The 18,238-nt window shown below is 71.4% G+C and carries 19 protein-coding genes; 6 read left to right on the top strand and 13 right to left on the bottom strand.

The window, feature by feature from the left end:
- Positions 1–130 precede the first annotated feature (130 nt).
- On the bottom strand, positions 131–1,075 hold the full coding sequence (locus ACFY3V_RS30205) for a helix-turn-helix domain-containing protein (protein WP_389778217.1): 945 nt from the start codon (positions 1,073–1,075) through the stop codon (positions 131–133).
- 128 nt (positions 1,076–1,203) lie between these two features.
- Positions 1,204–1,440 carry a DUF397 domain-containing protein gene (locus tag ACFY3V_RS30200; protein WP_362901077.1) on the bottom strand — a complete coding sequence of 79 codons (237 nt, stop codon included), beginning with the start codon at positions 1,438–1,440 and terminating at the stop codon, positions 1,204–1,206.
- A gap of 229 nt (positions 1,441–1,669) precedes the next feature.
- Between ACFY3V_RS30200 and ACFY3V_RS30195 the strand changes: the two genes are divergently transcribed.
- The 3 genes from ACFY3V_RS30195 to ACFY3V_RS30185 all read left to right on the top strand — a co-directional run bounded on the left by ACFY3V_RS30195 (position 1,670) and on the right by ACFY3V_RS30185 (position 4,056).
- Positions 1,670–2,173, top strand: a complete 504-nt coding sequence (locus tag ACFY3V_RS30195; RefSeq protein WP_389778354.1) for an ATP-binding protein — start codon at positions 1,670–1,672, stop codon at positions 2,171–2,173.
- A gap of 140 nt (positions 2,174–2,313) precedes the next feature.
- Entirely contained in the window at positions 2,314–3,129 is an 816-nt protein-coding gene (locus ACFY3V_RS30190) for an SAM-dependent methyltransferase (RefSeq protein ID WP_362901079.1), read from the top strand.
- 108 nt (positions 3,130–3,237) lie between these two features.
- Positions 3,238–4,056, top strand: a complete 819-nt coding sequence (locus ACFY3V_RS30185) for an SAM-dependent methyltransferase (protein ID WP_350946238.1) — start codon at positions 3,238–3,240, stop codon at positions 4,054–4,056.
- Positions 4,057–4,112: 56 nt separating this feature from the next.
- On the opposite strand, the gene ACFY3V_RS30180 is transcribed toward ACFY3V_RS30185, so the two are convergent.
- On the bottom strand, positions 4,113–5,753 hold the full coding sequence (locus ACFY3V_RS30180) for an ATP-dependent DNA helicase RecQ (RefSeq protein WP_362901081.1): 1,641 nt from the start codon (positions 5,751–5,753) through the stop codon (positions 4,113–4,115).
- Positions 5,754–6,175: 422 nt separating this feature from the next.
- A complete protein-coding gene (locus tag ACFY3V_RS30175) occupies positions 6,176–6,814 on the bottom strand; it encodes a fasciclin domain-containing protein (protein ID WP_350946240.1) in 639 nt (212 codons plus the stop codon).
- A 213-nt stretch (positions 6,815–7,027) separates the two neighbouring features.
- Here ACFY3V_RS30175 and ACFY3V_RS30170 point away from each other — a divergent pair, with 213 nt between their 5' ends.
- Entirely contained in the window at positions 7,028–7,489 is a 462-nt protein-coding gene (locus tag ACFY3V_RS30170) for a PPOX class F420-dependent oxidoreductase (protein WP_350946241.1), read from the top strand.
- A 138-nt stretch (positions 7,490–7,627) separates the two neighbouring features.
- Here the strand turns inward: ACFY3V_RS30170 and ACFY3V_RS30165 are convergent, their stop codons facing one another.
- Both ACFY3V_RS30165 and ACFY3V_RS30160 read right to left on the bottom strand, forming a co-directional pair.
- On the bottom strand, positions 7,628–8,851 hold the full coding sequence (locus ACFY3V_RS30165; protein WP_389778213.1) for an NAD(P)/FAD-dependent oxidoreductase: 1,224 nt from the start codon (positions 8,849–8,851) through the stop codon (positions 7,628–7,630).
- Between the two features lie 135 nt (positions 8,852–8,986).
- Positions 8,987–9,622 carry a hypothetical protein gene (locus ACFY3V_RS30160; RefSeq protein ID WP_389778211.1) on the bottom strand — a complete coding sequence of 212 codons (636 nt, stop codon included), beginning with the start codon at positions 9,620–9,622 and terminating at the stop codon, positions 8,987–8,989.
- 17 nt (positions 9,623–9,639) lie between these two features.
- On the opposite strand from ACFY3V_RS30160, the gene ACFY3V_RS30155 reads away from it, so the two are divergent.
- On the top strand, positions 9,640–9,855 hold the full coding sequence (locus ACFY3V_RS30155) for a hypothetical protein (protein ID WP_362901088.1): 216 nt from the start codon (positions 9,640–9,642) through the stop codon (positions 9,853–9,855).
- A 223-nt stretch (positions 9,856–10,078) separates the two neighbouring features.
- Here ACFY3V_RS30155 and ACFY3V_RS30150 read toward each other — a convergent pair whose 3' ends face one another.
- Genes ACFY3V_RS30150 through ACFY3V_RS30140 form a run of 3 tightly spaced genes read right to left on the bottom strand, consistent with a single transcriptional unit; the run spans position 10,079 to position 12,927 of the window.
- Positions 10,079–11,182, bottom strand: a complete 1,104-nt coding sequence (locus ACFY3V_RS30150; protein ID WP_350946245.1) for a Gfo/Idh/MocA family oxidoreductase — start codon at positions 11,180–11,182, stop codon at positions 10,079–10,081.
- Positions 11,179–11,928, bottom strand: a complete 750-nt coding sequence (locus ACFY3V_RS30145; RefSeq protein WP_350946246.1) for a sugar phosphate isomerase/epimerase — start codon at positions 11,926–11,928, stop codon at positions 11,179–11,181. Before ACFY3V_RS30145 ends, ACFY3V_RS30150 begins: the two co-directional genes overlap by 4 nt.
- Positions 11,929–11,985: 57 nt before the next feature.
- Positions 11,986–12,927 carry an ROK family protein gene (locus ACFY3V_RS30140; protein WP_362901092.1) on the bottom strand — a complete coding sequence of 314 codons (942 nt, stop codon included), beginning with the start codon at positions 12,925–12,927 and terminating at the stop codon, positions 11,986–11,988.
- Positions 12,928–13,209: 282 nt separating this feature from the next.
- Here ACFY3V_RS30140 and pgm point away from each other — a divergent pair, with 282 nt between their 5' ends.
- Positions 13,210–14,847, top strand: coding sequence for a phosphoglucomutase (alpha-D-glucose-1,6-bisphosphate-dependent) (pgm, locus tag ACFY3V_RS30135; protein ID WP_362901094.1), 1,638 nt, complete (start codon positions 13,210–13,212; stop codon positions 14,845–14,847).
- A gap of 89 nt (positions 14,848–14,936) precedes the next feature.
- On the opposite strand, the gene ACFY3V_RS30130 is transcribed toward pgm, so the two are convergent.
- The 4 genes from ACFY3V_RS30130 to ACFY3V_RS30115 all read right to left on the bottom strand — a co-directional run bounded on the left by ACFY3V_RS30130 (position 14,937) and on the right by ACFY3V_RS30115 (position 18,183).
- The gene (locus ACFY3V_RS30130; protein WP_362901096.1) at positions 14,937–15,812 is read right to left on the bottom strand and encodes a diacylglycerol kinase family protein; all 876 of its coding nucleotides are present in this window, start codon (positions 15,810–15,812) and stop codon (positions 14,937–14,939) included.
- Positions 15,813–15,835: 23 nt separating this feature from the next.
- A complete protein-coding gene (locus ACFY3V_RS30125) occupies positions 15,836–16,384 on the bottom strand; it encodes a hypothetical protein (protein WP_350946250.1) in 549 nt (182 codons plus the stop codon).
- A gap of 174 nt (positions 16,385–16,558) precedes the next feature.
- Entirely contained in the window at positions 16,559–17,113 is a 555-nt protein-coding gene (locus tag ACFY3V_RS30120) for an NAD(P)H-dependent oxidoreductase (RefSeq protein WP_362901098.1), read from the bottom strand.
- Positions 17,114–17,490: 377 nt separating this feature from the next.
- Positions 17,491–18,183: a disulfide bond formation protein DsbA gene (locus tag ACFY3V_RS30115; RefSeq protein ID WP_389778206.1), complete on the bottom strand. Its 693-nt coding sequence runs from the start codon at positions 18,181–18,183 to the stop codon at positions 17,491–17,493.
- Positions 18,184–18,238: the final 55 nt, after the last annotated feature.

Below are 18,238 nucleotides of genomic sequence, written 5' to 3'. Positions count from 1 at the left end.
GGCCGGACCCTTTCCTGTGCCGCGCACGGGCTCACCGTCCCCTTGGCCCGCCGTTTCCACGCAGCCGGGTTTCCCCGCCGACGTTTCCAGCCCGCCGTTGCCCCGCCGTCGTTCCGCGCCCGCTTCCGGCTCAGAGCCTCGCCTGGAACCCCTCTCGGATCTCCAGGAGGATCTCGCGGGTGCGCGTGGCCGGCTCGGCCTCGATGCACAGGCGCTCCATGACCTCCAGGTAGCTGTCGACGTCGTCGCGCTTCTCCAGGTAGACGGCGCTGGTGAGCTGCTCCATGTAGACGATGTCCGGCAGGTCGGGCTGGGAGAAGCGCAGGATGCTGAAGGGACCTCCGGCCGCGGCGTGGCCGCCGACGCTGAAGGGCACGATCTGGACGGTCACGTTGGGCAGTTCGAGCGCGCGCAGGATGTGGTCGATCTGCTCGCACATCGCCTCGGCCCCGCCGAGAGGGCGGCGCAGCACGGCCTCGTCCAGCACGGCCCACAGATGGGGCGGGTCCTGGCGGTGCAGCAGCCGCTGACGTGCCATGCGCAGTTTCACCCTGCGGTCCAGCTCCTCCGGGGAGGCCGAGGGGAAGCCCAGCCGGATGACGGCCCGCGCGTAGCCCTCGCTCTGCAGCAGGCCGGGAACGAACTGGACCTCGTAGTTGCGGATGCCGCTGGCCGACTCCTCCAGGCCCACGTACGTCTCGAACCAGGCGGGCAGCACGTCGTTGTAGTTGTGCCACCAGCCGGCGAGGTTGGCCTTCTCGACGAGGGAGAGGAACGGCTCACGATCGGCGTCGCTCGTCACCCCGTACAGGGTGAGCAGGTCGGACACGTCCCTGATCCGGAAGCTGACCCTGCCGAGCTCCATGCGACTGATCTTGGAGTGCGAGGCGCGGATGGAGTGCCCCGCCTCCTCCAGCGTGATGCCCCGCTGCTCGCGCAGGCGGCGGAGCTGTGCGCCCAGGACGATCCGCAGCACGGTGGAGCTGCCTCGCGGTGCGGCCATGGAGGTCGTGGGAGCCGCAGAGGCCGCAGAGGTGGGACCGACCGGCCGACCGTCGGCGTTTGGCATGATCATCTGCAGTCCTTCGGGCGCGGAACGCGATCCTGCGCCCACTCTTTGTGGCGATCGCGAGCCTTCACGGTACTCCGCTCGCCACGCTCAGACCATAGAAGATTTTATCTTTCAATCACAGTGGCGGATCTTCAATTGATCAGGTCGTCGAACTCCCCGCTCTTCACCCCTCGGACGAAGTCGTCGGCCTCGCGGCGGGTGTAGATCAGCGCGGGGCCTTCGGGGTCGCGGGAGTTGCGCATCGCGACCCTGCCGTCGGGCAGTTCCGCGAGTTCCACACAGTTGCCGCTGGGGTTGCTGAAGTGGCTCTTGCGCCATATGACACCGTCCATCAGGGCGGCCGACATGCCGTTGTACAGCTGGTTCATCCTCGCCTCTCACTGATTAGGGAGGGAAACAACACTCCGAGTGTAGGGCTTTTTGTGCAGATGCACGTGCATCTGTACTTGCCTATGCACATTACGGAAGGCAAGATGGCAGACGGATCAACCTCGCCACATGATCGTCCCCTCCTCAAGGTCGCCGATGACTGGTTACCGAAGACGCGAAGCCACACCCATCCGAGCTGAGATCGGAGGGTGGGAACGGTGGTTGTCGATGCTTAATCACCTGCTCCCCCCGAGCGGCCTGCCCCCCTGGGCCGGTAGGGAGGACCACGCCGGCCAGTTACAGATGGCCGTCCGCAGCCTCCGTTACGACTCGTGCGCGGCGCGGACCGCCCGCGAGTTCACCACCAAGGCGCTGCGGGCCTGGGAGCTGGAACCGCTGATCGACGACACCGGCATCGTGGTCTCCGAACTCGTGACCAACGCCGTACGCCACGGCACGCGAGGTGTCCTGCACGCCCGTTCCTTCCCCGAGGTCAGGGTGATCCTCTGCCACACCGAGCGCTCGGTGCTGTGCGCGGTCACCGACCCCAGCGACCAGGGCCCCTGTCTGCGCGAGCCCGACTACGAGGCGGAGAACGGCCGGGGACTCCAGTTGGTCGACGGTGTCAGCGAGACGTGGGGCTGGGCACCGCTGGAGAGCCGGGGCAAGGCGGTGTGGGCGGCCTTCGCCCTGCCCCCGGCAGGAGAACGCCACCTGGAAGCCTGCCACTGACGACGCGCGAGAGCCCGTCACCGAAGGTCGAGTGCCGGGAAAGTTACCCGAGTGGAAGGAGGCTCTGGCAGGAAACACCTCACCCCGTGGGCAGAAGGTCGATAATGTCCGCTGGAACCGCATGCCGGACGGAGGACACCATGGCGTCGTCGCAACCTGAGCGCCTCAGGTTCGATCCCACGATCCCGAACGCGGGCCGGATATCGGACTACTTCCTGGGCGGCAAGGACAACTTCGCCAGCGACCGGGCCGCCGCGCAGGTGGCGCTCTCCATCGCCCCCGAGCTCCCCGCCATGTCGCGGGAAGGGCGCAGATTCCTCGACCGCGTCGTGCGCTTCCTGGTCGAGGCCGGCATCCGTCAGTTCGTCGACATCGGCTGCGGCCTGCCGACCCAGGGCAGCGTGCACCAGATCCTGCGCGGCCTCGCACCCGAGGCGCGGGTCGTCTACGTCGACAACGATCCGATGGTCGTCGTCCACGCCCAGGCCCTCCTGAAGGAGGACAGCCCGGCCATCGTCGTCGAGGCGGACATGCGCGACCCCGAGCGGCTCCTCGCGCATCCCGGCCTCACCGGCCTGATCGATCTCGACGAGCCCGTGGCGCTCCTGCTCTTCTCGGTCCTGGCCGACCTTCCCGACGACGTCGAGGCGACGCAGGCCGTCGCCGCCCTGCAGAAGGCCGTCGCGCCGGGCAGCTACATGGCCCTCTCCCACGCGGTCTCCGATCTGTGCCCGGACAGGACCGCGCGGCTCGCCGCCCTCTTCCAGGACAGCGGGTCGATCACCGGTCCCCGCCGTGCGAACCTGCGCACCAAGGCCGAGGTCGAACTCTTCCTCGACGGGCTGAGGCCGGTCGAACCGGGCGTCGTCTACATTCCCGAATGGCGGCCGGAGGGCGCGATACCGCACCGGCCGGATTCCGTCTGGGTCGTCGGCGGAGTCGCACGAAAAGAATAGGCTTTTTTGGGAAACAATCGAGTTTTGCCTGCATTTGCTGCGCCTCGGCACCTGTTCACGCGACGCGCGATTCTCTAATGTCGCAGGCAACAGCGGAGGTGAAACCCGTTGAACGACACGTCCCGGCGGCCGGGGGTAGGCCTGGACACCAGCGTTCCCAACATCGCCAGAATGCACGACTACTTTCTCGGCGGGAAGGACAACTTCGCCGCCGACCGCGAGGCGGCCGAGGAGGTGCTCGCCGTCGCGCCCGAGATCAGGACCATGACGCACGAGGCCCAGGCGTTCCTGCGCCGGATGGTGCGATATCTCGTCGAGCGAGGCATGACCCAGTTCGTCGTCATCGGCTCCGGCCTGCCCAACCGCCGCAACGTCCACCAGGTGGCCCAGGAGATCGTCCCCGACACGCGCGTGGTCTACGTCTCCAACGACCCCGTGGTGCTCTCCCACGCCCGCGCCACGCTCGCCACCAACCCGTACACCACCGCCGTCGAGGGTGACGTCCTGCACCCCCGCGAGTTGCTCACCGACCCGGAACTGCTGCGCCTGGTCGACCTGGAGCTACCGGTGGCCGTCCTGATCCTGTCGGCCCTGCAGTTCATCCCCGACGAGGACGACCCGCACAAGAGCGTGGCCATCCTTCGCGACGCGGTGCCGGTCGGCAGCCACTTCGGCATCGGCCACGTCGTCTTCGACACGCGGCCGGAGGCCAAGGGCCCGCTGGTCGAGATATTCCAGCGGGTCCTCGGCCGCACCGAGGACGCCTCCCGGCGAAGCGATGAGGTGCTGCGCTTCTTCGACGGGCTGGAACTCGTCGATCCCGGCCTGGTCTACATCCGCCACTGGCACCCCGACAACCCGCTCACCGCGCAGGGCCGCGACAGGACGTGGACGATGGGCGGGGTGGCCCGCAAGGCCAAGGACTGACGAGGACCGGCGCGACCCGCGGATCCCTCCCACCGGCCGGCCTCCGGGAGGCGGACCTAACCCGCGACCAGGAGGTCGTCGCGCTCCACGGCCTCCAGCGAGAGGGTCTTGTAGCCGACCTCGTCGAACAGCACGGTGATCCGGTCGCTCTCCCTGCTCATCACCATCCCCGGCCCCCAGGCGCTGTGCCGCACCCTGGCGTGCATCGCGAAGGGCCCCTCGCCCGCGGCCTCCGGCTCCTGGGGCAGGCCTGCGCGGCAGGTGTCGCAGGCCTCGCAGCCGCGCTCGCGCGGCTCGCCGAAGTATTCGAGCAGGAAGCGGCGGCGGCAGCCCGTGGTCTCCGCGTACGCGCGCATCATGTCGATCCTGGAGTCGTCGATGCGACGCCGGGTGTCGTCCAGCTCGACGGCGCGGGCCGCGGCCGCCTCGGGCTCGGGACCGCCGGACACCCGGCGCAGGTCGCCCTCGCCGGTGACCTCGATCGCGTTCGCCCGCTCCAGGAGGTTGACCAGCCGGGTGAGCCGGGTGGCGCCGACGTCGAGCAGGGTCCGCATCTCGCCCGCGGGTACGGTGCCGCCGTGCTCGTGCACCAGCGTGGCGACCCGTAGCAGCAGTTCCTCGTCGGCGCGTCCCCCGACGAAGAACCTGCGCAGCCCGAGGTCCTCGGAACGGTAGAAGAGCACCGCGGCGGCGGGCCCGCCGTCCCGCCCGGCCCGGCCGATCTCCTGGTAGTAGGAGTCCGGCGACTCCGGCGGGGCGGCGTGCAGCACGAACCGCACGTCCGGCTTGTCGATGCCCATGCCGAACGCCGAGGTCGCGACCACGACGTCCAGCTCGTCGTCGCGGAACATCTCGTGGATCCTGTGCCGCTCGGCCGCCTTCATCCCCGCGTGGTACGCCTCGGCCCTGCGACCGGCCTCGCGCAGCGCGGTGGCGTACTCCTCGGCGGCGCGGCGGGTGGCGACGTAGACCAGCCCGAGTCCTGAGCGGGACGCCGCGTCCTCCACCAGCGCCCGCCTCATATCCTCCTGGGTGACGAAGCGGCGCACCTGTAGGTCGATGTTGGGCCGGTCGAAGCCCCGCACGATCTGGCGGACGTTCCTCAGCCCGAGGGCGGTGACGATCTCGTCGCGTACCGCAGGGGCGGCCGTGGCGGTCAACGCCACCACCGGCGGATGCCCCAGCTGCTCGATGACCTGGCCCAGCCTCAGGTAGTCGGGCCGGAAGTCGTGGCCCCACGCCGACACGCAGTGCGCCTCGTCCACGGCGATCAGCGAGGGACGCGCGGCGCGCAGCCGCTCGACCGTCTCCGGTTTCGCGAGTTGCTCGGGTGAGAGGAAGACGAACTCGGCCGCGCCCGCGCGTACGGCCTCCAGGGACGCCTCGCCACCGGACTGGGCGGAGTTGACCGCGACCGCCCCGCCCGCGTCGGCCTCGGCCAGCCCGGCGACCTGGTCACGCTGGAGGGCGATGAGCGGCGAGACGACGACGGTGGGCCCGTCGAGCAGCAGTGCCGGCACCTGGTAGACGGCCGACTTACCGCTGCCGGTGGGCATGACCACGAGGGCGTCGCCCCCGGCGAGCAGGTGACGCATGGCGTCGAGCTGCCCGGGGCGCAGGTCACGCCAGCCGAAGACCTCGCGGGCCACGGCGCGCAGCTTCCGCGCCCTCGGCCCGAACCTGTCCTTGATGCTCATGCCCTCCGCCTTCCCGCCGTGTGACGGCCAGGTACCCGCGGATCGGGGCACTAGTCGCGCGACGTCCCCTCGATCGAAGGAGGGCGCGGGACGGGTACGGGCGGGAAGCGGGAGACACCGATGAGGGGCGCCCCGTCGCGGACACCCCTCCTTCGGCCGGATCGCGGCCCGGCCTGTCAGGTCGCGGTTCGGCCCGCCGGGTCGCCCCGGGTCACCCCGGTCCGCCGTGTCAGGTCGCCACGCCTGCCGCGTCGCGGCTCGACCGACCTGTCGGGCCGCTGTCGGGTCACTGTGGGCCGGTCGCGGTTCGGGCCGCCGGGGCACAGCGGCTCGACCGGCCCGCCGGCATCGTGACGGCCGTCGCGATCGTCGTGACCGCGACGTCCGTCACGGCCGCCGCGTGTTCACCGCCTTCGCCGCGGTCACTTCGGCATGAGCACCGTGTCGACGAGGTAGACGACGGCGTTGGAGGTCTGGATGTTGCCGCAGAGGACCTTGGCGTCGTCGACGGTGAAGTCCTCACCGGAGCCCTTCACGGTCAGTGTCCCTCCCTGCATCGTGGTCAGCGTGCCTTGGGTCAGGTCCTCGGGGGTCTTCTTCCCCTCGACGACGTGGTGGGTCAGGACCTTGGTCAGCTCCGCCTTGTCGGACAGGAGCTTGTCGAGCTTCTCCTTCGGAATCTTGGCGAACGCCTCGTTGGTGGGGGCGAACACCGTGATGTCCTTGGCGGAGTTGAGCGTCTCGGTCAGGCCGGCCTGCTCGATCGCCTGGGCCAGCGTGGAGAGGGAGGGGTTGGAGGCGGCGGCGGTGGCGACCGGCTGTGAGGCCATCTCGCTGAGGCTGCCCTCGCCGCTGGCGGGCAGGGACGCGCACCCGGGGCCGAACGGCTCCGTCATCATGCCCGAGGGTTCGGGCGAGGCGCCCTCGGTGGGCATGGTCGAGTCTGTCGGGACCGGTGTGGGAGAGGTGATCCACCCGTGGGCGGCGACCGCCTGCGCGGCGGGGGCTGCGGTCAGGGCGAGTACGGTCAGGGCCGATGCCAGAAGAGACTTCTGCTTCACGGTTTTCTCCTTGGTTGGGCGGATGAGCCATCCGGGTCCGTCGGCGGGTTCCCGAGCCACTCATGTCCTGTATTGGAGATCAATTCCCTGAGATTTGAGGCTAAATGCCCCACTAGAGGACTCTTGACCACATATCTCCCGAGAGAGATAGCTATTTTCCATTCGACGGGGCGTTAATCAAGGCCCTCCGCATCCCCCCGTAGAGTGGGAATCATGAGCCCGAAGATCGCGACCAACGAGGTCGTCTCCCGCGACCGGCTGCTGGATTTCCTCCGTGACCGCCACCGCGCGCTGGTCATCACCGCGCGGCGCGACGGCAGGCCACAGGCGTCCCCGGTGACCTGCGGCGTCGACGCCGAGGGCCGCATCGTGGTGTCCACCTACCCTGAACGCGCCAAGACCTCCAACGCCCGCCGTGACCCGCGGGTGAGCGTCGTGGTCCTGTCGGACGACTTCGACGGCCCCTGGGTGCAGGTGGACGGCACGGCCGAGGTCCTCGACCTGCCGGAGGCCCTCGAACCGCTGGTCGACTACTACCGGTCCATCTCCGGTGAGCACCCCGACTGGGACGAGTATCGAGCGGCGATGACACGGCAGGGCAAGTCGCTGTTGCGCGTCACCCCGGAGCGCTGGGGCCCCATCGCCACCGGCGGCTTCCCCGCCCGGCTGGCCTGAGGGCCTGGCGCCCGGACAGGCCCTCAGGCCAGGCTGCACTGCCCGGCCGCGTCGCGGTCGATCGACTCAACCGGACAGGCTCTCAGGCCGGGCGGGCCCCTTGGACCGGTCTGTCGGCCAGGAGACGACCTCCAAGGATCACCCCAGGTCGGCCAGGACGGCCTCGGCCGCCCTGCGCCCCGAGACCAGGGCTCCCTGCTGCGAGCCGGTGTCGCGGTGGTCTCCGCACACATAGCGGCCCGGCGCGAAGCGCACGGGGCGCCGCAACGAGAACGGCGGCACCATCGCGGGCAGCGCCTCCTTGACGGCGTACGTCGCCAGATGGTCCCAGTTCGAGGTGTCCGTCCCGTAGATCTGTGAAAGCCGCGCCCTGACCCGGGGCTCGTCCGCGTCGGAGAGGACTCCCAGCACCGACGTGGAGACCAACGCCCGGCCCGGCGGCGCGTACGCGGGCGCGGCGTCGCTGATGACCAGGGTGTCGGTGATGTGGCCCTCCGCGTCGACGATCTGCGTGGGGTCGTCCATGGGCGAGCGGAAGGCCGCGTGGTAGAAGGTCGTCACCGAGCGCATCGCCGGAGTCTCCAGCCCCGGATAGAGTGCGGCGGCCATGGCGGGGTCGGTGGCCACCACCACCGCGCGGGCCTGGATCGTCTCGCCCCCGGCCGTCTCCACCCCCTCCTCGGTCACGGCGAGGACCGGGGTCTCCAGCGCGAGCGCCCCCGGAGGAAGGCGTCCGGCGAGCTGCCGGGTGATCTCTCCCATGCCGAGCGCGGGCACCCCGACCGTTCCCCGGGCGAAGGCGCGCCAGATGAGGTGGAAGAAACGGCTGGAGGTCTCCAGTTCCCGCTCCAGGACGACACCGGAAAGGAACGGGCGGATCAGTTTCTCGACCATCCTCGGTGAGACGCCCCAGTGCCGCAGTTCCTCGCGCGTGGTGCGTTCGCGCCCGTCGCGCAGCCGGCTCACCGGCAGCAGGAGGTCCCGTGCGGTCAGCGCCGCCAGGGCCGCCTTGTCGCGCGGAGAGCCCACGTCGGCGAGGAGCCCGCTGAGCGCCTGGCCCGGGTGGCGCCAGGGCAGCATGAACCGCTCCCGCCGCCCCCTCTCGAAGGAGATCAGGCCGGACGGAATCGGGCGCAGGTCCAGGGCTCCGATGTCGAGGACCCGCGCGGCCTCCGGGTAGGCGGTGTTGAAGACCTGGAAGCCGCGGTCCAGCCGGAAGCCGTCCACGACGTCGGTGCGCACCCGCCCGCCCGCCTCGTCCGCCGCCTCGACGACGCGGACCTCCACTCCCGCCGAACGCAGCCGCAGGGCGCATGCCAGACCGGCGAGACCCGCACCGACGATCACCACCGTGTCCGGCATGACGCACCCCCTCAAGGCGACGGCGGCACGAGACCTCAGGGGCCCGTGGAACCCCTAGGGTGAGGGAATCCGCCATCCTTGTCTTCGAGCGGCGGGTGCCGGGGGTTGCGCCCGCCGATCCGTTCGTTGTACGGCCTACCCCAGCTTCACGGTGATCTCGCCTCCGAGCTGGAAACCTCCGGTCAGTTCCAGATCGTCACCGCTCCAGAAACGGCCGGGGTCGTACCAGTTCGGCCGCCGCCCTCCGGGCAGCAGTCCCATGGCCTCGTACGTGACCGCGACGACCTCCGCGCAGTAGGCGCTCTCCAGGGCGCTCTCCTCGGCGCCTCGCTTGAAGATCTTGGGCACCCGCCCCTTCATCCAGCGGCCGGCGAGCCTGGCCGTCGAGGGGAAGGGCGTGCCGTCCAGCCTGGCGACGGTGCGCAGGACGGCGTCCTCCATCTCGGGGGGTGCCTGCGGCTCCAGCTGTCTCAGCCAGCCGCGCTGGCCGTATCTGGTGGCCCAGACCGTCACCGCCTCGCGCAGGTCGTGCAGCTGGACGCCGCGCTGGTGGGTTCCCGACCACAGGTCGGGCAGGGAGCGACCCAGTTCGGCGTGCCACATCAGGGGCGGCATGTCGTCGATGACGACCGACATGCCGACGTGGTTGACGGGGCTGTTCGTCATGGTCTGGATCGCTCGATCGGGCACCGTTCGACCGCGGAACAGCCACACGTCGCCGGTGCGGGTCAGGTTGACGGCCTCATCGAGGCTGATGCTCTTGCCGGACATTCCGATAGCGTAGGCACATGCGATGGTGGAAGATACTCGGTCTGGCGGGTGTGGCGGGCGTCGCGGCCACGGGAGTCGTGATCGCGCGGGCCGAGCGCCGCCGGCAGGCGTACACCCCGGAGGAGATCCGCGCCCGCCTTCGCGCCCGCCTGGAGGAGTCCTCCGGCGAGCTCTCCCGGGATTCCTCCGAGCCGGTCCCCAGGGCTGTCGGCCCCGCCGACCAGGCACCCTGACTCCAAGCCCTGTCCTGAGGGCCCCCTCCCCGCCGACCGGACCGGACACCTGGAGCCCCGGCAACGGCGCGCCTGAGCCGCTGCCGTACCCCGGGTGTCCGGCAGCGGCTCAGGCGCGCCGCGCGGGGGCGAACCGTCGTCGCCGTCGCCCTCGGGGGCCGTTTCCCGGGCGAGTAGCGCGCGAGGGCGGGCCGCGAGACGACCCGCCCCCGCCCTGTGACCGTCAGTCGAACCGGATCGCGGCCGGGTCCCACCCCTCGGGCAGCGGTGCGGGCACCGGGCAGGTGCTGCCGACCTCCACGAACTCGCCCCGCTCCGCGGACTCCGCGATGGCGATCATCGTGTCGAGGACGTGCAGGCCGAGTTCGCCGGTGGTCCGGTGCGGCCTTCCCTCACGGATGGCCTGGGCCATGTCGAGCACGCCCAGGCCGCGACCGGCCTCGGTGCCCTTGATGGGAACCGGCGTCCACTCCTCGTCGGTGGCCCGGCGCAGCCGGACCTCACCGCCGAAGGTGTTGGGATCGGGCACCTCCATGGTCGCCTCGGTACCGGTGATCTCGACGAACCCGGTGCGTCCCAGCGGCGAGTCGAAGCTGAAGACGAGCGTGGCGGCCTGCCCCGCGGCGAACTCCAGGAGCGTGGTCGTGTGGGTGGGCACCGCCACGGGAATACGCGTCCCCGCCTTGGGGCCGGAGCCGACGACCCGTTCGTCCCTCGCCCTGCGACTGACCGCGGCGACCCGCGCCACCGGCCCGAAGAGGGTCACCAGGGTCGTCAGGTAGTAGGGACCCATGTCGAACAGCGGCCCGGCCCCGGGCTGGAAGAAGAACTCGGGGTTCGGGTGCCAGACCTCGGGACCCGGTGTCTGGAACAGGGTGAGGGCGGTGAGCGGGGTGCCGATGGCCCCCTCGGAGACGAGCCTGGCCGCGGTCTGCAGCCCCGCGCCCAGGAAGGTGTCGGGGGCGCTGCCCAGGAGCACCCCCGCCGCCGTGGCGGCCTCGACGAGCCGCGCGCCGGACTCCCTGTCCACGGTGAACGGCTTCTCGTTGTAGACGTGCCGCCCGGCCAGGACGGCGGCGAGCGCCACCTCGGCGTGCGCGGCCGGGATCGTGAGGTTGACCACCAGTTCCACGTCGGGGTGCGAGATCGCCTCCTGCGGGGAGGTCGCCACCGGTACGCCGTAGCGCGCGGCGACCTCCTCGGCACGGGCCAGGTCCAGGTCGGCGCACGCCACCACGCGCACGCCGGGGAAGGTGGTGAGGTTACCCAGGTACTGGTGGCTGATGTTGCCGCACCCGACGATCGCCACCCCGAGCGGGCCGGTCATGCGCTCACCCGCCCGGCGGCGACGAGACCGGTCAGGTAGGCGTGGCTGTCGTCCAGCGCCTGGAGCATGTCGGTGGCGCAGTGGTCGAGCTCCACGATCCGCACCGCGTCCGGCGCGGTGTTCAGCGCGTCCACGATGGGCACCTGGCCGGCGCCGACCGCGGTCATCGGGCCCTCCTGGGTGGCGGGGCCGTCCTTGACGTGCAGGTGGCTCACCCGCTCGCCCAGCCGGGTCAACAGCCCCGAGGGGTCGACCCCGCCGGTCGCCGCCCAGTAGAGGTCGACCTCCAGCAGCACCGAGGGGTCCAGCAGCTCCGCCAGCACCTCCAGCGCGGGACGGCCGTCCACCCGCTGTTCCAGTTCCCACCAGTGATTGTGGTATCCGAGTCGCAGCCCGTGGTCGGCGGCCTCACGGGCCGCCTCGCCGATGTTCCTCGCCGCCAGCTCGACCCCCTCCCTGTCGGCGAACCACTCGGCGGGGGCGGCGGGCACGATGACGGTCCGCGCGCCGACCGCGACGGCCCCGGCGAGCGAGGACGCGCGCCGCTCGTCGAGAAGCGGGGCGTGAACGCTGCACACCGAGAGCCCGGCCTCCTCCAGATCCTCGCGCAGACCTCCCGGGTCGAGATGCGCGTCGAACGGCTCGACCGCGTCGTACCCCATGCCGGCGATGCGGCGCAGCACGGCGCGGCGATCGACGGCCGCCTGTTCGCGTACGGAGTACAGCTGGACGGCGAGTGAGCTCATCAGTTCTCCTTAGGCGTGGACACCTCCGCCTGCGGGCGAAGGAGAGAACGCGGCTTCCTACCCCGCGACGGGGAGGACCAGGGCCGCGGCGCCGTACAGGCCGGCGTCGCGTTCCAGGGAGGTCTGTTCGACGGTCAGGCGGCGCAGGAAGGCGAGGCCGGCCCGTTCGGCGACCGCCTGGCGCAGCGGGGCGAGCAGGGTCTCCCCCGCCCCGGACACGCCGCCCCCGATGACGACGTCGTCGATGTCGAAGAGCGCCGCCGTGGTGAGGATCGCCACGGCCAGCGCGTCGGCGGCCCGCTGGAAGGCCAGCTGGGCGGCGGGCACCCCGCGTGCGGCGTCGGCCGAGAGCGCGCGGGCGTCCGGACGCGCACCGGGAGCGCTCCAGCCGTTCGCCAGCGCCCAGCGGACCATGCTCGGGCCGCTCGCGATCGTCTCCAGGCAACCGGTCGCCCCGCAGGGGCAGAGCTCTCCGTCGCGGTCCACGATGATGTGCCCGATGTGTCCGGCGTTTCCCGTGGGTCCCACGTACGGCGTCCCGTCGAGGACGAGGCCCCCGCCCACACCGGTGGACACCACGATGCCCAGCAGGGCGCGGGAGCGCGAGTGCCCGCCCCGCCACCACTCCCCCAGTGCCATGCACTGCGCGTCCCCCGCGAGGGCGACGGGGAGGCCGGGAAGGAGCTCGCTCACCGCGCCGACCAGGGGGAAGCCCCGCCAGGCGGGGATGTTGACCGGGCTGACCGTGCCGGCGACGGCGTCGAGGGGGCCCGCGGAGCCGATCCCGATCCCGGCCAGATCTCGGGTGTCATCGACGCCGACGGCGGCGTCTGCGGGGCGATCGTCCCGGGTACCACGGATGTCGTGGACGAGCGAGACCAGTGTCGCCTCGGGGTCCCGGCCGACCGGCACCTCCACCCTGCGTGTCACGGTCCCGTCGGGCCTGACCAGCGCCGCGGCGAACTTGGTGCCGCCGATGTCGATCGCGAGGGCGGTCACCGGCCGGCCCGCCCGGCATGCCGGGGCGCGGCTGGAGGGCAGGTGACCATCGGTGCCACCGCGCGGCTGTGCAAGGGGATCCTCCGCTGATCGATGCCACAAAGGGTACTTTTCCCAAGTGACCGGGCAAACAGGCTGAAGGTACGACGGTAATGACAACGTTGTCAACGGTATACGGGGAGCACGGAGCCACCGGTTCACCCCAAGCCCTCATGAGTTGTGCAGCCTTATCCGATTTAAGGGCAGATACGGTTAGCCCAGGTGTGATGTGAGGAGACTGCGATGACGCACGAACACGCGGGACAGCCCGCCAGGCCGTCCGATCTGGTCGACGTGGCCCGCCTGGTGACCTCTTACTACGCCCTGCATCCCGACCCGGGTGAGATCGGCCAGCGGGTGGCGTTCGGGACGTCGGGACACCGGGGCTCCTCGCTGAACGTCGCCTTCAACGAGGACCACATCCTCGCGACCAGCCAGGCCATCGTGGAGTACCGGGCCGCGCAGGGTGTCGACGGCCCGCTGTTCCTGGGCGCCGACAGCCACGCGCTGTCGGAACCGGCCGGCGTGTCGGCGCTGGAGGTCTTCGCGGCCAACGGGGTGACGGTCATGATCGACAGCCGGGACGGCTACACCCCGACCCCCGCGGTCTCCCACGCGATCCTGGCCCACAACCGGGGACGTTCCTCGGCGCTTGCCGACGGCGTGGTGGTGACCCCCTCGCACAACCCGCCCGGCGACGGCGGCTTCAAGTACAACCCGCCGCACGGCGGCCCCGCCGACACCGACGCCACCTCCTGGATCCAGGACAGGGCCAACGCGCTGATCGCCGACGGGCTGAAGGAGGTCAGGCGGATCCCGTACACCCGGGCGCTGGCCGCCGACACGACCGGCCGGTACGACTTCCTCGGCCACTACGTGGACGACCTGCCCTCGGTGCTGGATCTCGACGCCGTCCGGGAGGCGGGGGTGCGCGTCGGCGCCGACCCGCTGGGCGGGGCGAGCGTCGCGTACTGGGGGGAGATCGCCGAGCGGCACCGGCTGGACCTGACGGTGATCAACCCGCTCACCGACCCGACGTGGCGGTTCATGACGCTGGACTGGGACGGCAAGATCCGGATGGACTGCTCGTCGCCGTACGCGATGGCCTCGCTCATCGCCAACCGTGACGCCTTCGACGTCTCCACGGGCAACGACGCCGACGCCGACCGGCACGGCATCGTCACGCCCGACGGAGGGCTGATGAACCCCAACCACTACCTCGCCGTGGCGATCTCCTACCTCTACTCCCACCGGCCGGGCTGGCCCGCCGGTGCCGGGGTCGGCAAGACGCTGGTGAGCAGCGGCATGATCGACCGGGTGGCCGCCGACCTGGGCAGGCCACTGATGGAGGTCCCCGTCGGGTTCAAGTGGTTCGTGCCCGGCCTGCTGGACGGCTCGCTGGGCTTCGGCGGCGAGGAGAGCGCCGGGGCGTCGTTCCTGCGGCGCGACGGCTCGGTGTGGACCACCGACAAGGACGGCATCATTCTGGCATTGCTCGCCTCGGAGATCATCGCGACCACGGGCCGTTCACCGAGCGAGCACTACGGCGACCTGGTGTCCAGGTTCGGCGACCCCGCCTACGCCCGCGTCGACGCCCCCGCGACCCGGGAGGAGAAGGCGGTGCTCGCCAGGCTCTCGGCCGAACAGGTCACCGCGGGCAGCCTCGCCGGCGAGGAGATCACCCAGGTGCTGACCTCGGCCCCCGGCAACGGCGCGGCCCTCGGCGGGCTCAAGGTCTCCACCGAGAACGCCTGGTTCGCCGCCCGCCCCTCGGGCACCGAGGACGTGTACAAGATCTACGCCGAGTCCTTCAAGGGCCCCGAGCACCTGAAGCGGGTGCAGCAGGAGGCGCGCGACCTGGTCTCGGCCTCCCTGGGCTGACCGCGACGGCGGCGGCATACGCCCGGCGGGCGCGTCCGGGGGCAGGACGCCCGCCGGGCGCCCCTCCCCGGACGAAAGCGGGCGCGGCCTCAGGTGAACATGCGCCAGGCGGCGGGCAGGACCGTCCAGCGGCGCCGGGTGATCCGGCCGGTCAGCTCGCCGTCGGCGTTCACCGGGACGGATTCGCCCTCCACGGTCACCTCCCCGCCACGGGTGGTGATCACGTCGCGCAGGTCGGGATGGGTTCCCCTGCGCAGCCGGAGGGCGTAGGCGAGCCTGTTCAGCGGTCCGGTCGTCAGCGAGACGACGACGTCGGCCATGCCGTCGTCGGGCCTGGCCCGGGGAGCCAGTGGGGTGCCGCCGCCGATGGTGAGGCCGTTGCCGATCCCCACCATGAGTACCCGGTGCCCGTCGCCGACGGAGCGGCCGTCCACGGTGACGCGCAGCCGCCAGCCGGGGCTTCGCACACCGGCGAGCAGCGCTCCCGCCGCGTAGGCGAGCCGCCCGAGCACCGGCTTGAGCGGCGTCGCCCCCTCGGACGCCTCGGCGCCGATGCCGAGGTGGACCATGTTGACGACGACCCCGTCCTCGTCGTCCACCAGCAGGTCGAGCGGCTGCGGCCGGCCCGCGAGCACGACGCGGGCGGCGACCGGCGGGTCCAGCGGGACGCCCAGGCCGCGGGCGAAGTCGTTGCCCGTACCCAGCGGGACGAGTCCCACCGTACGGGTCTCCAGCTCGCCGCGCCGGTGCAGGGCGGCGACCACCACGTGCAATGTGCCGTCGCCGCCCAGCACGACCACGTCCCTGCCCGGGCAGGAGTCGAGCATCTCGTCCAGGTCCTTCTTACCGGCGGGCGCCTCGATCACGTCGGCGCCACCGGCGCGCAGCGTTTCGAGTGCGGCGGTCCTTGCCTTCTCGTCGGCGCTCCCCGCGCTCTCGTTGTAGATCGCCAGCAGCTCGGCCATGTCGTTCCTCCACGTGGTCGTCCCTACGGCTCCTGCCCACCGGAGTCCCGATCACGCGGGTCCCGCCCCATCCGCCACCAGCGCAGGGACACCCACAGCCCGGTCGCGACACCGATCAGCACGGCCAGGACGTACACCGCGCGGATCGTCTCCGGTGAGGTGTAGCCGTTGCCCGCCACGAGGATCGCCATGAGCAGCGCGGACAGCAGTCCCACTCCCACACCCCCGGCGATCCCGAGCAGCCCCACCTTCAGCGCGCGTGACAGACGGCCGCCGGGAGGCCGGGGCACCGGCGTCATGACGGCCATGAGGCGGCCCACGACAAGGGCGGGATCGTCGTCGACCCCGCCGGCGACGAGCTGGACGGTCACCCCGCCGCGTTCGGGTTCGCTCAGGCAGATCCATTGGCGCTCGTCGAGGAAGACGGTGGCGCCTCCCGCACCGGGAACGGTCAGCCACAGGAACGGCGTGCCCTCGGGGAACGTCCTGACGCCGTGTCTGGCCGTCGGCGCGTGCACGTCGAGCGCCGCGCCGAGAGCCCGCAGCGCCACCTCCTGGCCGGATATCCCCACGGCTGCCTCCCTTCCTCGTCCCTGTGCGGCGCGCGACCGGGCGCTCGCCTTCCGGCGGGGCGCCCCGACCCGAGGGGCGCCCGGAGGATCGGAGCCGTACGGCGGACCTCGTACGGCGGATCCCGGGGGCCGGGCCCGGCTCTCGGCGGGGCCCGGCGAGCGGTCAGGCGGACCTCACACGGTGGACCCGCGCAGAGAACCGGTCTCGGCGAGGGAAGGGGAGCAGATCTCGTCCAGCAGGTCGCGAAGCCGGGCCCGGTAGTCCTGGTCGGCGAGCCTGCCGTCGGCGTCGAACGGGGCGGGAGTCGTGGAGACGGCCAGTTCCGCGCCCCGGACCACCGCGCCCGCCGCGCCGAGCGCCCTGCGCAGCTGGATCTGCGTCCACATCCCCTCGTGGGCGCGCGGGCAGGCGGTCACCACACCCACCGGCTTGCCCATCAGGACCGCGCCGCCTCGCGCGCAGACGATCCAGTCGAGCGTGTGTCCCAGCTGCGCCGGGAGCGCGCTGTGCGCCGGCGCGGTGATCAGCACGCCGTCCGCGGCGGAGAGGCGGTGCCACAGATCGGCCACCGGCCGCGGGAGCCCGCCCTCCTCCAACGGCGGCACCTGCTCCAGGCCCCGCCAGATCTCGAAGTCCACCGTCGCGGGCAGTTCCCGTGCCGCCGCCTCCAGGAGCCTCCAGACGTACGCCCCCGGGCGAAGGCTTCCCGCGATCCCAACGATCCTCATTCCCGGCCCCATCCTGTCGCCGTACGGCGACGTTACGAGTGAGAGAGGTTCCGCCCTCGGTCACGCGGTCGCGGCCGCCGGCAGGGCTCCCCCTCGAACTCACCGACACAAACCGCTACTCGACCTCACCGTGACGCGAAGAGGGAGGTCCGATCGTGGTACGGGTCGAGCCGCCCCGCTCACGAACCCCGGAACGGCGATCACGCTTCCGTGAACCAGCACGGCGACGGCGGTGCCGGCGAACCTCACACTCCATCACACTCGGGGCCTGCCCTCAGTGCGGGGGGACGAACATGATCAAGCGTATCCTTCGCGAAAAAGCAGGTTATTTCTCTGTCAAGGGCGGCGAGGGCGCTGGAGGAAAGGCCGGTCCCGCGCTATGGAGCCCCCGGGTAGGTGCGGGGAGCCGCCCGGTCGGTGACCCGCTTGAGCTCGAAGAACGCCTCCTCGGTGGCGAGCACCTTGAACGCGTCCCAGAGCCGCCCGGCCCGCTCGCCGGTCGGGATCTCGCTGACGACGGGGCCGAACTGACCGGCGTGCCCGTTCACCGAGATGGTCGGGACGCCGATCAGCGCCTGGTTCCGCTCCCCCGCCGGCACCAGGGCGTGCGAGGCGTGGATCGCCTCGTCCCAGGTGTCGTCGCTCCGCGCCGCGAGCAGTTCGGGGGGCAGTCCGGCGTCGGCCAGCGCGGCGGCGATCACCGGCTCCAGCGACTCCATCGCGGCCCGCCAGCTCGCGAGACCGCCGTCGGGCGTCGTGTCGCGGGCGCGCCGGAACAGGCCGTCCTCGCCGTGGTAGCGGGTGCCGAGCGCGGTGTAGAGCTCGCCGACGGCGGCGTCCCCGGCCGCCGCGCGTGCCGCCGCGAACACCCGGATGGTGCCCCGGCCGAGCTCGACGATCTCGCGGTACTCCTCAGGCATGTCCTGCTTCTCGTTGAGCGCCGCCAGGCTCATCTCCCGCCAGTTGATCCTGATGGGGCGCACCTCGCGCACCTCCAGAATCCAGCGGGAGGTGATCCAGGCCCAGGGGCAGCCGGGATCGAACCAGAAGTCGACCAGATCCTCACTCATCGGAATCCTCTTTTCCGTGGAAGTTCCTCACAGCATCGGACCTCAAGCACACTGA

This window comes from Streptosporangium sp. NPDC000095, from assembly GCF_042899335.1.
Classification (GTDB): domain Bacteria; phylum Actinomycetota; class Actinomycetes; order Streptosporangiales; family Streptosporangiaceae; genus Streptosporangium.
The sequence above is the reverse complement of the archived record's forward strand: the minus strand, read 5'-3'. Positions and strand labels throughout refer to the sequence as shown.

Coding starts and splice junctions, on each gene's coding strand:
- ACFY3V_RS30145 (WP_350946246.1), bottom strand. CDS start 11,928: ATGAGCTCACTCGCCGTCCAGCTGTACTCCGTACGCGAACAGGCGGCC.
- ACFY3V_RS30155 (WP_362901088.1), top strand. CDS start 9,640: ATGCGATGGTGGAAGATACTCGGTCTGGCGGGTGTGGCGGGCGTCGCG.
- ACFY3V_RS30120 (WP_362901098.1), bottom strand. CDS start 17,113: ATGAGGATCGTTGGGATCGCGGGAAGCCTTCGCCCGGGGGCGTACGTC.
- ACFY3V_RS30200 (WP_362901077.1), bottom strand. CDS start 1,440: ATGAACCAGCTGTACAACGGCATGTCGGCCGCCCTGATGGACGGTGTC.
- ACFY3V_RS30195 (WP_389778354.1), top strand. CDS start 1,670: ATGCTTAATCACCTGCTCCCCCCGAGCGGCCTGCCCCCCTGGGCCGGT.
- ACFY3V_RS30170 (WP_350946241.1), top strand. CDS start 7,028: ATGAGCCCGAAGATCGCGACCAACGAGGTCGTCTCCCGCGACCGGCTG.
- ACFY3V_RS30160 (WP_389778211.1), bottom strand. CDS start 9,622: ATGTCCGGCAAGAGCATCAGCCTCGATGAGGCCGTCAACCTGACCCGC.
- ACFY3V_RS30165 (WP_389778213.1), bottom strand. CDS start 8,851: ATGCCGGACACGGTGGTGATCGTCGGTGCGGGTCTCGCCGGTCTGGCA.
- ACFY3V_RS30180 (WP_362901081.1), bottom strand. CDS start 5,753: ATGAGCATCAAGGACAGGTTCGGGCCGAGGGCGCGGAAGCTGCGCGCC.
- ACFY3V_RS30130 (WP_362901096.1), bottom strand. CDS start 15,812: ATGGCCGAGCTGCTGGCGATCTACAACGAGAGCGCGGGGAGCGCCGAC.
- ACFY3V_RS30150 (WP_350946245.1), bottom strand. CDS start 11,182: ATGACCGGCCCGCTCGGGGTGGCGATCGTCGGGTGCGGCAACATCAGC.
- ACFY3V_RS30190 (WP_362901079.1), top strand. CDS start 2,314: ATGGCGTCGTCGCAACCTGAGCGCCTCAGGTTCGATCCCACGATCCCG.
- ACFY3V_RS30115 (WP_389778206.1), bottom strand. CDS start 18,183: ATGAGTGAGGATCTGGTCGACTTCTGGTTCGATCCCGGCTGCCCCTGG.
- ACFY3V_RS30205 (WP_389778217.1), bottom strand. CDS start 1,075: ATGATCATGCCAAACGCCGACGGTCGGCCGGTCGGTCCCACCTCTGCG.
- pgm (WP_362901094.1), top strand. CDS start 13,210: ATGACGCACGAACACGCGGGACAGCCCGCCAGGCCGTCCGATCTGGTC.